The 14,594-nt window shown below is 35.4% G+C and carries 15 protein-coding genes; 4 read left to right on the forward strand and 11 right to left on the reverse strand.

Translation table 11 applies throughout. The features are described from left to right. Window positions 1-211 precede the first annotated feature (211 nt). The 10 genes from leuB to H0Z29_11880 form a co-directional block, all read right to left on the reverse strand. Entirely contained in the window at window positions 212-1,300 is a 1,089-nt protein-coding gene (leuB, locus tag H0Z29_11835; GenBank protein MBO8132174.1) for a 3-isopropylmalate dehydrogenase, read from the reverse strand. 2 nt (window positions 1,301-1,302) lie between these two features. Next, window positions 1,303-1,794: a 3-isopropylmalate dehydratase small subunit gene (locus H0Z29_11840; protein ID MBO8132175.1), complete on the reverse strand. Its 492-nt coding sequence runs from the start codon at window positions 1,792-1,794 to the stop codon at window positions 1,303-1,305. Between the two features lie 8 nt (window positions 1,795-1,802). Further along, window positions 1,803-3,071 (reverse strand): 3-isopropylmalate dehydratase large subunit, encoded by a 1,269-nt coding sequence (leuC, locus tag H0Z29_11845; protein ID MBO8132176.1) that lies wholly within the window; start codon window positions 3,069-3,071, stop codon window positions 1,803-1,805. A gap of 19 nt (window positions 3,072-3,090) precedes the next feature. Continuing rightward, complete coding sequence (locus H0Z29_11850) at window positions 3,091-4,620, reverse strand: 2-isopropylmalate synthase (protein ID MBO8132177.1); 1,530 nt, start codon at window positions 4,618-4,620, stop codon at window positions 3,091-3,093. A gap of 20 nt (window positions 4,621-4,640) precedes the next feature. Next, window positions 4,641-6,233 carry a citramalate synthase gene (locus H0Z29_11855; GenBank protein MBO8132178.1) on the reverse strand — a complete coding sequence of 531 codons (1,593 nt, stop codon included), beginning with the start codon at window positions 6,231-6,233 and terminating at the stop codon, window positions 4,641-4,643. Window positions 6,234-6,258: 25 nt separating this feature from the next. Then, window positions 6,259-7,260 (reverse strand): ketol-acid reductoisomerase, encoded by a 1,002-nt coding sequence (gene ilvC / locus H0Z29_11860; protein MBO8132179.1) that lies wholly within the window; start codon window positions 7,258-7,260, stop codon window positions 6,259-6,261. 23 nt (window positions 7,261-7,283) lie between these two features. After that, window positions 7,284-7,763, reverse strand: coding sequence for an acetolactate synthase small subunit (gene ilvN / locus H0Z29_11865; protein MBO8132180.1), 480 nt, complete (start codon window positions 7,761-7,763; stop codon window positions 7,284-7,286). 19 nt (window positions 7,764-7,782) lie between these two features. Continuing rightward, window positions 7,783-9,531, reverse strand: coding sequence for a biosynthetic-type acetolactate synthase large subunit (gene ilvB / locus H0Z29_11870; GenBank protein MBO8132181.1), 1,749 nt, complete (start codon window positions 9,529-9,531; stop codon window positions 7,783-7,785). 15 nt (window positions 9,532-9,546) lie between these two features. After that, window positions 9,547-11,211, reverse strand: a complete 1,665-nt coding sequence (ilvD, locus tag H0Z29_11875) for a dihydroxy-acid dehydratase (GenBank protein MBO8132182.1) — start codon at window positions 11,209-11,211, stop codon at window positions 9,547-9,549. Between the two features lie 306 nt (window positions 11,212-11,517). Continuing rightward, on the reverse strand, window positions 11,518-12,789 hold the full coding sequence (locus H0Z29_11880; GenBank protein ID MBO8132183.1) for a peptidase C1: 1,272 nt from the start codon (window positions 12,787-12,789) through the stop codon (window positions 11,518-11,520). A 239-nt stretch (window positions 12,790-13,028) separates the two neighbouring features. On the opposite strand from H0Z29_11880, the gene H0Z29_11885 reads away from it, so the two are divergent. Genes H0Z29_11885 through H0Z29_11900 form a run of 4 tightly spaced genes read left to right on the forward strand, consistent with a single transcriptional unit; the run spans window position 13,029 to window position 14,185 of the window. Beyond that, the gene (locus tag H0Z29_11885; GenBank protein MBO8132184.1) at window positions 13,029-13,166 is read left to right on the forward strand and encodes a hypothetical protein; all 138 of its coding nucleotides are present in this window, start codon (window positions 13,029-13,031) and stop codon (window positions 13,164-13,166) included. 27 nt (window positions 13,167-13,193) lie between these two features. Further along, window positions 13,194-13,637, forward strand: a complete 444-nt coding sequence (locus H0Z29_11890) for a transposase (protein ID MBO8132185.1) — start codon at window positions 13,194-13,196, stop codon at window positions 13,635-13,637. A 28-nt stretch (window positions 13,638-13,665) separates the two neighbouring features. Continuing rightward, window positions 13,666-13,920, forward strand: coding sequence for a transposase (locus H0Z29_11895; GenBank protein ID MBO8132186.1), 255 nt, complete (start codon window positions 13,666-13,668; stop codon window positions 13,918-13,920). Between the two features lie 4 nt (window positions 13,921-13,924). Next, on the forward strand, window positions 13,925-14,185 hold the full coding sequence (locus H0Z29_11900; GenBank protein MBO8132187.1) for a transposase: 261 nt from the start codon (window positions 13,925-13,927) through the stop codon (window positions 14,183-14,185). Here H0Z29_11900 and H0Z29_11905 read toward each other — a convergent pair. Next, window positions 14,182-14,594, reverse strand: a 413-nt coding sequence (locus H0Z29_11905; protein MBO8132188.1) for a transposase, incomplete at its 5' end; no start/stop codon positions are given. The two genes, H0Z29_11900 and H0Z29_11905, sit on opposite strands and share 4 nt — an antisense overlap.

Here is a 14,594-nt window from a genome sequence, read left to right on the forward strand (position 1 = left end):
TATTAAAAAAAAAACAATCAAAACCATAATAAACTTTATTAAATTTTAATATTAAAAAGGTATTTTAAATTTTTATAAAAAAAAAAAAAAAAAAAAAAAAAAAATTAAATTTTATTTTTTTTAAATTTTTTTTTTTTTTTTTTTTTTTTTTTTTTTTAATTATTTATTTATTTTACTTTTATATGTTAAAAATTTATTTATTGTAATACTTCTATTGGTTTTCTATCTCTTCACAAATTAAATCACCAAGCACTGATGTGGTAACTATCTTAGAATCGCTATAAGCGATATCGCGAGTTCTATATCCCTTCTTTAAAACACTATCCACAGCTTTTTCTATATCATCTGCAATATCACTTCTCATATAGGTAAATCTGAACATCATCGCAACACTTAATATCTGTGCTACAGGATTTGCTATATTTTTCCCCGCGATATCAGGTGCTGAGCCACCACCTGATTCATATAATCCAAAATTATCATCTCTCAATGAAGCACTTGGTAACATCCCAAGACTTCCAGCAACCCCAGCAGCTTCATCAGTCAATATATCACCAAACATATTTCCACAAAGTACAACATCAAACTGAGCCGGATTTCTTACCAATTGCATAGCAGCGTTATCAACAAGCATATGTTCGCATTTTACATCAGGATAATCTTTTGAGAGCTCTTCGACTACTTCTCTCCAGAAAACCATAGTGGTTAATACGTTTGCCTTATCAATCGAGGTTAATTTCTTATTTCTTTTTCTCGCAATTTCGAATGCGACCCTTGTTACTCTTTCTATTTCCCAGCGTTTGTAAACCATTGTATCATATGCTTTTTCATTACTGTCATTACCTTCTCTTCCTTTTGGATCTCCGAAGTATATCCCGCTTGTAAGTTCTCTAACAAACATTATATCAAATCCATCTTTAATAATTTTATTTTTTAATGGTGAAGAATCTATCAGGTAATCAGGTAATCTGATGTGTCTTAGATTAGCAAATAAATCAAATTCCTTTCGTAATCCCAGCAATGCTGTTCTTTCAGCACCTTTCCATTTGGGCAGATTTTGTTCATTAACCGGTCCACCAACCGCACCAAAAAGTATCGCATCCGACTGCCTACAAACTTCTAAAGTTTCTTCAGGTAAATGATGCTTATACTTATCCCAGGCAGAACCACCTACCAGTCCATATTTTAAGTTTATCTTTAAATTATATTTATTACTGATTGTATTAATTACTTTTACTGCTTCATTTACAATCTCAGGACCAATTCCATCTCCTGGTAAAACCGCTATTTTATATTCCATCTCTAAAATTTACCCCCTTTTGATATATAACTCATTAACCCACCGGATTCAATTATTTCAAGGGCAAATTTTGGTAAAGGTTGAAATCTTAAAACTTGCTCTGTTGTTTTAATTTTTAGTTCTCCTTCCTTTAAATTCAGCTCAATTATATCTCCATCATTTATATATTTTGATGCATTTTTACATTCAATAGCTAAAAATCCATTATTTATGCAATTCCTGTAAAATATTCTCGCGAATGATTCACAGACAATAGCTTTTATACCAGCACCTCTTAGTGCCCATACAGCGTGTTCTCGAGAGCTACCACAACCGAAATTTTCACCAGCAACCAATATACTCCCCCATTTAGTCTTTTCTTTGAAATTCAAATCAAGGTCCTCCATTGCATGCAAAGCAAGTTCTTCTTGTCTGTCTGTATTTAAATACCTTGCAGGAATAATCTCATCTGTATTAATATGATCTTTCTTATAAACAATTGCTCTTCCTTTCATAATTTACCTCACAGATATTTCCTTGGGTCTGTTATTTTTCCTTCAATTGCACTTGCTGCCACTGTTGCAGGGCTAGCAAGAAATACCTCTGACTCAGGACTTCCCATCCTGCCAACGAAATTTCTATTTGTGGAGCTGATACATCTTTCACCAGATGCAAGAACTCCCATATGTCCACCGAGACATGGACCACATGTTGGAGTAGATACTGCTGCCCCTGCCTCCATAAAAGTATAAAGCAAACCTTCCCTATCCGCCTGTTTCCAAACCTCTGTGGTTGCCGGTATTACTATCATTCTCACACCTTTAGCAACCTTTCTACCCTTTAATATGTTCGCAGCAACTCTTAAATCCTCGATTCTACCATTGGTACAACTACCAATAAATGCCTGATCTATTGCTATATCGTCTCTAATTTCAGATACACCTTTTACGTTGCTCGGAAGGTGTGGAAATGCAACTACGGGTTCCATATCAGAGACATCGATTTTAATTACGGAACAATAATTTGCATCTTCATCACTTTCAAAAATTGTATAACCACCTCTTACGCCTTTTTTATCAAGATATTCTTTTGTTTTATTGTCAGCTTTGATGATTCCTGTCTTTCCCCCCGCTTCAATAGCCATATTGCAAATTGTCATTCTACCTTCCATAGACATTTCTTCAATTATATTCCCAGTAAACTCTATCGCTTTATAAGTAGCACCATCAACTCCAAGTATTGAGATGATTTTCAAAACTATATCTTTGGCATAAACACATTCGGGCAACTTCCCTGTCACTTCTATTAAAATTGTCTCAGGTACCTTAAACCATAACTCCCCGGTTGCAAGAGCAGCAGCAAGGTCTGTACTACCAATTCCGGTTGCAAAGGCACCAAAAGCCCCATGGGTTGTTGTATGAGAATCTCCACAAATTATTGTTATTCCAGGCTTGACATATCCCTCTTCTGGTAATAATGCATGACATATACCGTGACGCCCAATTTCATAAAATTTACTTATCCCTTGCTCCTTTGCCCAGGTTCTTATTCTTTTCACCATCTCGGCAGATTTAATATCTTTATTTGGAATAAAATGATCGGGCATTATGACGATTTTGTCTGGATCAAAAACCTTTTTAATTCCGTATTTTTCAAGAATATCAATTGCAGGCGTCGTTGTAACATCATGACACATAATAAGGTCTATTTTGGCATTAACTATTTGGCCTGGAACTACAGTATCCAATTCTGAATGGTACGCAAGAATTTTCTCCACAATTGTTTGTCCCACTTATTAACCTCCTGTAAAATCAAACCTTTCCAAAAGTGTGTATTCTATTCAATCCTTCTACTATTGCCAGTGCAGAGGCTTTTATTATATCCTCATCAACTCCAAAAGCTGAGAAAACGTTGCCTTCTTTGTCTCTTAATCTGACTCTTACTTTTGCAAGGGCATTTGTACCGCCAGTGACAGATTTTAACCCATAATCTTCGAGTTTAATATCAGAGCCAAGCACAGATAAAATAGCATTGCTTAAAGCATCAACAGGACCTACACCAATAGCTGAGCCAATCTTTTCCTCATTGTTTATCTCTAACTTTACGGATGCTGTAGGCGTTACACCGCTACCAGAAACAACATTAAATTCTTTAAGCCTTATTTTAACCTCCTTTTCGGAGAGCCTTCCTATTACATCATTAGCTATTGCCAGAAGGTCTTCTTTTTCTAAAGATTTTTGCTTATCTGCGAGGTCTTTTATATGCTTTGTAATGGTATCAAGTTGCTCATCAGATACGATGTAACCTTCCTGTTCCAGAATCAATTTTATAGCATGACGTCCGCTATGCTTCCCTATTACAAATGTCTCACCTTTCCATCCAATATCTTCTGGTTTCATTATTTCATAGGTTTCTTTATCACTAATTACACCATGCTGATGTATTCCAGATTCGTGCGCGAAAGCATTTATACCAACAATGGCTTTATTTCTCTGAATTTCTATACCAGTTAGTTCCGAAACCATTCTGCTTGTACGATAAATCTCCTTTGTGTTTATATTGACTTCTTTTTTAAAATAATCTTTTCTTGTAACAAGATTCATAACAACTTCTTCCAGAGCAGCATTACCTGCTCTTTCTCCAATACCATTCACACAGCATTCTATCTGTCTTACCCCCATTTCAACTGCTATAAGTGAATTACTTACAGCATTTCCAAGATCATTATGACAATGAACACTTATGATAACTCTATCCAATTCCTCAACATTATTAAAAAGATACTTTATTCTATCTGCAAACTCTCTTGGTATAGCGTAACCAACGGTATCTGGTATATTTATAACAGAGGCCCCAGCTTTTATTGCTTCTCTAACCACTCTTACCATAAAATCGTAATCTGTCCTTGTTGCATCTTCAAGTGAGAACTCAACATCACTACAATATTTTTTTGCTCTTCTAATAGCTTCAATTGCCATTTCAACCACTTCATCAGGTTTTTTCTTTAACTTCTTCTCCATATGGATGTTAGAGGTTGCAATAAATGTATGAATACGGGGGTATTTTGCTTCTTTCACAGCTTCCCAGCATACATCTATATCCTTAGGTAATGCTCTTGAAAGCCCACAAACTATGGAATTTTTTATATTTTTCGCAATGAGCTTAACTGCCTTAAAATCTCCCTCTGAGGATATTGGAAAACCAGCCTCAATAATATCAACGCCAAGTCGTTCCAACTGCTTTGCTATTATCAACTTCTCATCAATAGTTAGCGATGCTCCAGGGCTTTGTTCACCATCTCTTAAAGTTGTATCAAAAATATATATTTTATTTTCGCTCATTTTTTTCCTCCCTAGGGAAACTACTCTATCTTCTTTTTCATTAAATAAAACTTCACACTATCGATTATAGCTTCCCAGCTTGCCTCTATTATATTCTCAGAAACACCAACAGTCCTTATGTTTCCTATATCTGATGTAGATTCTATAAGTACCCTAACCTTTGCTCCCGTTCCTCCAGATCCATTAAGAACCCTAACTTTATAATCAGTTAATTTTAAATTTTTCAATTCAGGATAAAAATTAATTAAAGCCTTTCTTAGCGCTTTATCAAGAGCATTTACAGGACCATTTCCTTCACTTGCTGAATGTTCTTTTTCATTATTAACTATTAAACGAATTGTAGCTTCTGATCTCGGGTCCTCATTTCTTTCCTTTTCAACAAGCACTCTAAATCCCTCAAGTTCAAAATATTCTTTATAAGTTCCTAAAACTTCGTTTACAAGAAGTTCGAAAGAGCCTTCTGCCGATTCAAATTGATATCCTACGTGTTCTAACTCTTTCAACTTATTTACAATCAATGGAATCTTATCTTCATTTCCTTTTAGATCAATATTCAATTCTTCTACTTTGTACTGAATATTACTACGGCCTGAAAGATCAGACACAAGTACTCTTCTCTTGTTCCCCACAAGCTCTGGATCTATATGCTCATATGTTCGAACGCTTTTCAACACAGCGCTAACGTGGACTCCTCCTTTGTGGGCAAATGCACTCTGTCCAACGAAGGGCATGTTGAATTGGTGAGATAGATTTGCCACCTCAGATATGAACCATGATATATGTGTTAGTTTTTTCAGGTTTTCATCTGGTATACACTTGTATCCCAGTTTAATTTGGAGGTTAGGTATTATTGAACATAAATTCGCATTACCACACCTTTCTCCATATCCATTTATTGTTCCCTGAACGTGCACACATCCATTTTGTACTGCTATTATACTATTTGCTACTCCCAGCTCTGAATCATTATGTGCGTGTATACCAAGTGGTTTAGTGGTATAATTCTTGGTCTTAGTAATGATTTCAGCAACTTCATGAGGCAGACTTCCACCATTTGTATCACAAAGAACAATACAATCGGCTCCAGCTTCTTCGGCAACTTTTATTACTCTTAGTGCATAATCCTCTGAGTCTTTAAAACCATCAAAGTAGTGTTCAGCATCAAAAATTACCTCTTTATCTTTATCTTTCAGATATTTTATGGAATCATAAACCAATTCCAGGTTCTGTTCTGGGGTTATATTTAAAGCCTTCTCGACGTGGAGTATCCAAGACTTTCCAAAAATCGTAACTACAGGAGTATCTGCCTCGACAAGTGCTCGGATATTGGGGTCATCTTCAACTTTAAATTTTGCACGCCTTGTGCTTCCAAATGCTGCAATTTTTGCATTATTAAGCTTTATCTTCTTAACTTCTTTAAAATATAATGCATCCTTAGGATTTGATCCGGGCCATCCACCTTCGATATAATGTACCCCGAATTCATCTAACTTTTTTGTAATTCTTAATTTATCCTGTAAGTTAAATGATATATTTTCACTCTGCGAACCGTCTCTCAATGTTGTATCGTAAATTCTTACTACACCTTCTACCTCTTCTTTTTCACTTTTCATTTCTTTTTCTCCAAATCGATAAATTTTATTTTTTCCCCTTTAGCCAGCTCATCATACCACGCAATTTTTCACCAACTTCTTCAATAAGTAAATTTTTATGTTCATATCTCAATGCATTCATCACAGGTCTTCCAGCCTGGTTTTCAAGTATCCACTCCCTAGCGAAAGTACCATCCTGTACCTCTCTAAGTATCTGACGCATCCTATCTTTAACATCATCATTTATTACTCTTGGACCCCTTGTCATTCCGCCATATTCGGCTGTATCACTAACTGAATAATACATCAATGAAATTCCACCTTCGTAAAACAGATCAACAATTAATTTTAACTCATTCAAACATTCAAAATAAGCTATTTCAGGTTGATAACCTGCTTCAACAAGTACTTCGAAACCAGCCTTAATCAATTCAGTAACTCCACCACAAAGGACGGTTTGTTCACCAAATAAATCCGTTTCTGTTTCTTCTTTGAATGTTGTTTCAATAATACCTGCTCGCCCCGCACCAATACCGCAGGCATGAGTAATTGCCATATCTTTTGCTTTTCCACTTGCATCCTGATATACAGCAATAAGTGCAGGGACACCTTCACCTTTTTGATAAGTGCGTCTTACAAGGTGCCCTGGTCCTTTTGGAGCAACCATATACACATCAATATCTTTACTTGGAATTATTTGGTTGTAATGAATATTAAATCCATGACTGAAAACAAGTGCTTTCCCCTTTTTCATATGCTTTTCAATACTTGCATAATAAATCTTTTTTTGGACATCATCTGGAACAAGCATTTGAACAATATCAGCCTGTTTTGCAGCTTCTTCAGCAGATACAGGTTTAAAACCATGCTCTACAGCAAGATCGTAATTAGATGTGCCTTCCAATTCGGCAACTATTACATCATAACCGCTATCTCTCAAATTTTGTGCCTGTGCATGGCCCTGGCTACCATAACCAATTACTGCAATTTTTTTACCTTTTAATAGTTCTGGTTTTGCATCTCTGTCATAATAAATTTTTAATGACATCTTTTTCCCTCCTAACAAATCATTTATTCTCTTAATGCAATTTCTCCGCTTCTGATATATTGTTGAATACCAAAAGGCAATAGTAATTCAATAAACCTACTGATTTTACGCGGGGGTCCTGAGAGTTCAATTGTAATCCATGTTTTTGATACATCGAGTATTTTAGCTCTGAATACATCAATAAGCTCGAAAATATCTGTTCTCTTTGAATTTGTTGCTCTTACCTTGATAACAAGATATTCTCTGATAATAAAATTCTTTTTGTGAGAAATATCTTCAACTTTAATTACATCAATGAGTTTATTAAGTTGTTTTACGATTTTTTCAATTTGTTCATCAGTTCCTCTAATACCAAAATTCAACTTATAAATGTTTGGGTCCTCGGTTGCTGTCCCTATCACATTTTCTATATTATATCCCCTTTGGGTTATCAATGATGAAATTCTGGCAAGCACTCCTGGCTTATTAATTGCTGTTACAACTATTGAATGTTTTTCCTGCATAGTTTTTACCCTCTAGTTTTTATCTCCAATCATCAACTAAAATTTCATTCAAAGATTTACCTGCTGGAACCATTGGGAAAACATTTTCCTCTCTATGGACAGCAAATTCCACCAGCGCAGGCCCTTTAAATGAAACAATTTCTTTTAATGTAGGAACAACGTCATCCGGATTTTCAACTCTGTATCCTTTAATATAATATGAATCAGCAAGTTTGATAAAATCTGGGCAATAATATTCAGGACACTTTTTATGAGAACCGTCACACACATCGGGACAATTAATGTTCCTTTTTAAACAAGTTGATGAATATCTTCTATCCCAAAAAAGATCCTGCCATTGTCTAACCATTCCAAGATAAGCATTATTCATAATCAATATTTTTACGTTTACGCAATTCAAATGTGCTGTAGCAAGTTCCTGAATATTCATTTGAATACTACCATCACCAGATATAAGTATTACAGTTTTATCAGGATTACCGATCGCTGCACCTATAGCTGCAGGCAAACCGTAACCCATAGTGCCAAGTCCACCGGAAGTCAAAAGTGTCTTTGGATATTTATACTTGTAATACTGAGCAGCCCACATTTGGTGCTGACCAACGTCTGTAACTATTATAGTATCTTCCGGCACTATTCCATTCAATGAATCTATAACATACTGAGGCAATATTTCTCTCTTTTCTTTCTGGTTATATTTAAGTGGATATTCCCTCTTCCATGCTTCTACGTTATCATTCCAGTTACTTCTTTGTCTTGGTTTAACATATTCAATTAATTTTGTAAGTACTTTCTTAGCGTCACCAACAATCGGGATATGAACTTTTACATTTTTACCAATCTCAGCTGGATCTATGTCAATGTGAATCACAGTTGCTTTTGTAGCGAATGTTTTCAAATTACCTGTTACTCTGTCATCAAACCTTACTCCAACAGCTATTAACAGATCACACTCCATTAACGCATGGTTTGCTGCATATGTACCGTGCATTCCTGGCATTCCAAGAAACAATTTATGATTAGATTCAAAAGAGCCGAGCCCCATAAGTGTTGAAACAACCGGAATATTTGTTCTTTTAGCCAGTTCCCTAACTTCTTGATGAGCATTAGACATTACTATCCCACCGCCTATATAAAGGAGGGGCCTTTCTGCTTTTGAAATTTCATCGGCTGCTTTTTTTATCTGCTTTACATTTCCCTCATAAACAGGCTTATAACCAGGTAAATTGACAGAATCCGGATATTTGTAATCTTTCAGCTTGGCAACAGAAATATCTACAGGTATATCAATAGCCACTGGACCGGGTCTACCTGTCCTAGCTATGTAAAATGCCTCTTTTAATATATGTGGCAGTTCCTCAATATGATTGACTAAATAATTATGTTTTGTAATTGGTCTGGTTAAACCAACCATATCTGTTTCCTGGAAGGAATCCGATCCAATAAGACCGGTTTTTACCTGACCACTTATTACAATTAATGGAACTGAATCCATTTTTGCAGTAGCTATTCCTGTAATAGTATTTGTTGCACCGGGTCCTGAAGTGACTATAACTACACCAACTTTACCTGTTGATCTTGCATAACCATCAGCAGCATGCACAGCTCCCTGTTCATGCCTTGTCAGTATTACCTTAATATCAGTAGCATTATAAAGTTCGTCAAATATTGGAATTACTGCCCCACCAGGGTAGCCAAATATCCTGTCAACACCTTCATTTCTAAAGGCATCTATAACAATCTTCGCTCCTGTTATTTCTTTTTCCATAGCTCACCCAATATTTTATTTTTTAAAAACTGCACCTTTACTCGCAGATGTTACCATGCTCGCATAGCGTTTTAAAACTCCAGTTTTTACCTTTGGTGGCAATGGTTCCCATCTTTTTCTTCTTTCATTTAATTCTTCTTCACTTAATTTAACCTCTAATAGACCTTTTTCAACATCAATATGAATAATATCTCCATCTTCCAGTAATCCTATTGGACCACCAACTGCAGCTTCAGGGGATATGTGCCCAATACATGCACCCCTTGTCCCTCCTGAAAACCTACCATCGGTTATCAAAGCTACCTTATCTCCAAGCCCAAGCCCCATAATAAGTGATGTAGGTGACAACATTTCCTGCATACCAGGTCCACCTTTTGGACCCTCGTAGCGTATAACCACTACATCTCCAGGCTTTACCACACCGGACATAATCTTGTCCAACGCTTCCTCTTGACTATTAAAAATTACCGCAGGTCCCTCGAATTTAAGCATGCTTTTATCAACACCTGCATATTTTATAACAGCGCCTTCAGGGGCTAGGTTACCAAACAGGATCCTTAACCCACCTTTCTTGCTATATGCATTCTCAATTGGTCTTATAATTTCAACATCTTTTATTTCGGCATCTCTAACACTTTCATATATTGTTTTCCCAGTCACAGTAATACATTCTTTGTTAATTAAGCCTTCTATTTTCGATATTTCCTTTATAATCGCAGAAATTCCACCGGCTCTATCAACGTCTTCCATATGATAATTGCTTGATGGAGAAACTTTACATATATTAGGCACTTTTTCTGATATCTGATTTATTCTGTTTAAATCATAATATATTTCTGCTTCATTTGCAATCGCCATTAAGTGCAAAACGGTATTTGTCGATCCCCCCATTGCCATATCAACAGCAAAAGCGTTATCTATACTTTTTTCTGTAATTATATCTCTTGGACAAATATTTCCCTTTGCAAGATTAACGATTCTCTTACCTGCTGATTTATACAAAGCTAACCTTCTATCATCTTCCGCCAGAATTGTCCCGTTTCCTGGAAGTGCAATACCTAGGGCTTCCATCAAAGAGTTCATTGAATTAGCTGTGAATAGACCTGCACAGCTGCCCACCCCCGGGCACGCATTTCTCTCTATCTCCAATAATTCTTTTTCATCAATCTCACCAGATTTATGCTTTCCGATACCCTCAAACACCGTAATTAAATCTATATTTTTACCTTTCCACTTCCCTGCTCTCATTGGTCCACCCGAAACAAAAATAGAGGGTATATTAAGTCTTACACTCGCTATTAACATACCAGGTATTATTTTATCGCAATTTGGTATAAATACTAATCCATCGAAGTTATGAGCATTTACCATTATTTCAATGGAATCCGCAATTATCTCCCGACTAACAAGACTATACCTCATTCCATTATGCCCCATTGCAATACCATCGCAAACAGCAATAGTATTGAATTCAAAGGGAACTCCACCAGCTTCTATTATTGCTTCTTTCACTATTTCCGAAACTTTATTTAAGTGTTTATGTCCGGGAACAATTTCAGAGAAAGAATTAACAACTCCAATAAATGGTTTACTAAAGTCCTGGTCCTTTAGACCCACTGCCCTTAATAATGCTCTATGTGGGGATTTATCCAGTCCCTTTTTTATTAAATCACTTCTCATTAGCTACCTCCTTATTATAAAAAAAATCCCTTCTTTCGAAGGGAGCCAGGATTTTTATTCTTTAAATGGATTTAATCCTAGCTCCCCCCATCACCCAAAAGTAATATAATGATGGGTAATGATTTCCTTTTTGATACTGTATCTATTATTAATCTAATTCTTACTTTCATTTTACTATCAATTATACAACAAAATTTATTTCTTTACAATGAGGAAGTCAATAAATCAATTTAAATAACCTAAACATTATAAATTTTTATAGAAAAGAGTAAAATTTTTTAATTTTACAGTTATATATTCTTTCCATTATTCTTTTACTTTATTCAAAATATCATACGCCATATCTTTATGGACAGTATAAGTAAGCATTTTAAGTTTTATATAATCCCCACGATAAAAAAGATATCCCTTAAACTTTCCATGCCTTGAGCTTCTGGCTGAATCCTTTACCAAAAACCAATCATGCCCATCAATCTGGGTATAACCAACGAGATGAACTCCATGGTCATCAGTCGTTGTTTTATTATATATCCTAAACTCCCGTGAGTCCTGGTTTATATAACGCTGAGGTATGTCAAAATCAGGCACTATTGCAGCATCCTCAAACCCGTTATATCCCGGTTCGCTCACATCACCACCTATTGCAACACTATAACCATTTTTTATGGCATTTTTTAAAGTTTCATACCATACATCCAGAGGAACATTATAGTAATCAGCACAGTGCCACCAGTTGTCTGGAACTTTAAATTCTCCCCTCGTATAGAAAGGAGTTGACAAAGTAGACATAATATCAACATAATCATCGGGATTTATCTTCAATACCTTTGTTGCAAATTCAACAGGTGTGTAAGTTTTCTTTTTCCATTTAATTTCCTTTGGAGGCTCTCCCATATATTTATTTAAAATAACCTTTGCCATCGGTAAAATTTCTTCAATATCCCATAAGTCATTTTCATAAGCAAAATCCAATAACTTTTTCAACTCTGAAAACATCATTGAATGATCATATTTATCACCAAATTTAATTCCTGGATATGACTCAGACGGTACTATACCATACTTCCTTATTATTCTAAAAATAGCATTACACTCAGAGCCTTGTCCAAATTCTGAATCCCCTCTTTTTATAATATATCTGATTATTTTGTCCAAATACTCATGATATACAATATACATTTCAGACAGTTTTATTTTTTCACCTGTTAATCTATAGACTTCCGACTCAATTAAGCTCGTAGAACTAAATGCCCAGCATGTACCGGTTCTATATTGAGCCACCGGTTGAAAATGCCATACCTTTCTAAATACTTCAGGTGATTCCGGCTTTTTCACATCTACAAAATCAAATCTTAGTACCTTCCTTTCCTCTAACTCTTTCTTCTTTTGTTCTTTTTGTCTCTTTCTAATTTCCTGTGTTATCGAATCTTTATAAGCTTTTTCTCTCTCTTCCTTCTCTCTTAATTCTCTCAATACAGGATCTTCATACTTCTTTTCGTATTTTACTTTATTTACTTGAGGATATAATATAATTATTGATAGATACAAAATGTGAATTAAAAATATCAATCTCTTCATTTTTATCCTACACTTTTAATAAACTATCCAAAAGTAAAATAATTTTTTAAAAATGCAAATTTTAATATATAATATCTGATATACTGATAGTGTCAATAATTTTGTGTAAAAATGGTAAATGAGATGAAAAAGAGCATACCCTCCTTAAGTTAAGGGAAAAAGAAAGTTAAGATGAAAGAAGGGGGGGAGGTATGACAAAGAAAGCAAGACAGGATTAGTTAAGTGAGGAGAAAAGATTATTGCAAGAAGTGATATTAAATGATGAAGAGTTAATGAGGGGATTAATACAGGATACATTGCAGAGGATAGTAGATACAGAATTTGATAAATATATAGGGGTAGCCCCATATGAGCGTTCAGATGAGAAGAGGGAATAAAGGAATGTATACAGAGACAGGAATATATTGACACGATTGGGAAGATTAGAGATAAGGTTACCGAGGGATAGAGAGGGTAATTTTTCGACAGAATTATTCAATCGATATCAGCGAAGTAAGAAGGCATTGCTATTAGCACTATCGGAGTCATATTTTGAGGGGGTATCCACACGAAAAGTGGGTAAAATAATGGAGAAGCTATGTGGTGAGCAATTTGGAAGAAGTACAGTTAGTAATATATGTAAAGATTTAGATAAAGTGTTAGAAAACTTGAGAAATAGGACCTTAGAGAAGTGCTATCCCTATTTGGTATTAGATGCTCGATACGAAAATATAAGGGAGAGTAGAATAGTGAATAAGAAGGCAGTAATGATGGTTTTAGGGATAAATGAGGAAGGATATAGGGAGATATTGTCTGTAGAAATAGGATATAGTGAAGAGGGAGAGAAACTGGATAAAGGTATTCAGTAGACTGAAAAAGATAGGATAAGAGGGGGTAATCTACATAGTCAGTGATGATCATGAAGGTTTAAAGAATGCAATAAGCAGAAGTTTTCCTGGTATATTTTGGCAAATGTGTCATACACATTTCATAAGGAATTTCATAAGCAAATTTTCACGAAGGGAGGTAAGGAAATATATATGTTGGATACAGGATGTATTCAGGGCACCTGATATAGATGAGGCACAACGAAGAAAGTCTATATTGATAAAGAAGTTACAGAGAGATGGTGAATATCGCATAGCAGAATGAGTAGATAAAGAGGAGAACGAGAGTTGTTAGGATATTTCCTAATGAAAAATCCTGTTTGAGGTTAGTAGGAGGAATAATATGTATGGAGTATAGTGAGTATTGGCAAAGTGGAAGAAGGTATTTGAGTATAGGAGATAATAAAGTTGACGAAATATTAAATATTAAGCTGGAATTTTGTATAAAAACTGGGAGATGGGAGAGGAAATTTCTCTATGATATTTACAGAGACTGTTTCATTTTTTGTGTAAATACCTCTTTTCATTAGAGCTCCAGGTTTAATCTTCCTTCGAAATGGATAGCCAACTGGGCAATAATTTTTGTCCAGTCCCTGATGGCTTTTTTCCATTTTTTCGAGATATCTAAATAAGCCAGGTAAAGCATTTTCTCCAGTGCTGCATCGGTTGGGAAAACTGTTTTGGCTTTGGTGACTTTGCGAAATCCTCGATGTAGGGCTTCTACCGGGTTGGTAGTATAAATCAGTTTTCGGATCTCAGGGGAATACTCAAAGTAAGTGGAAAGATGCTCCCATTTACTCTTCCAGGAGCGAATGACAATGGGGTAGCGTTGCCCCCATTTCTTCTCTAACTGGACTAATTCTTCTTCCGCCACTGCTTTAGTAGGAGCTTGATAGACACGTCGCAGGTCTTTCATAAATTCCCGTTGGTCTTTATACG

It is taken from the genome of Candidatus Neomarinimicrobiota bacterium (assembly GCA_017656425.1).
In the GTDB taxonomy this organism is placed as follows: Bacteria; Fidelibacterota; UBA2242; order UBA2242; family B5-G15; genus JACDNV01.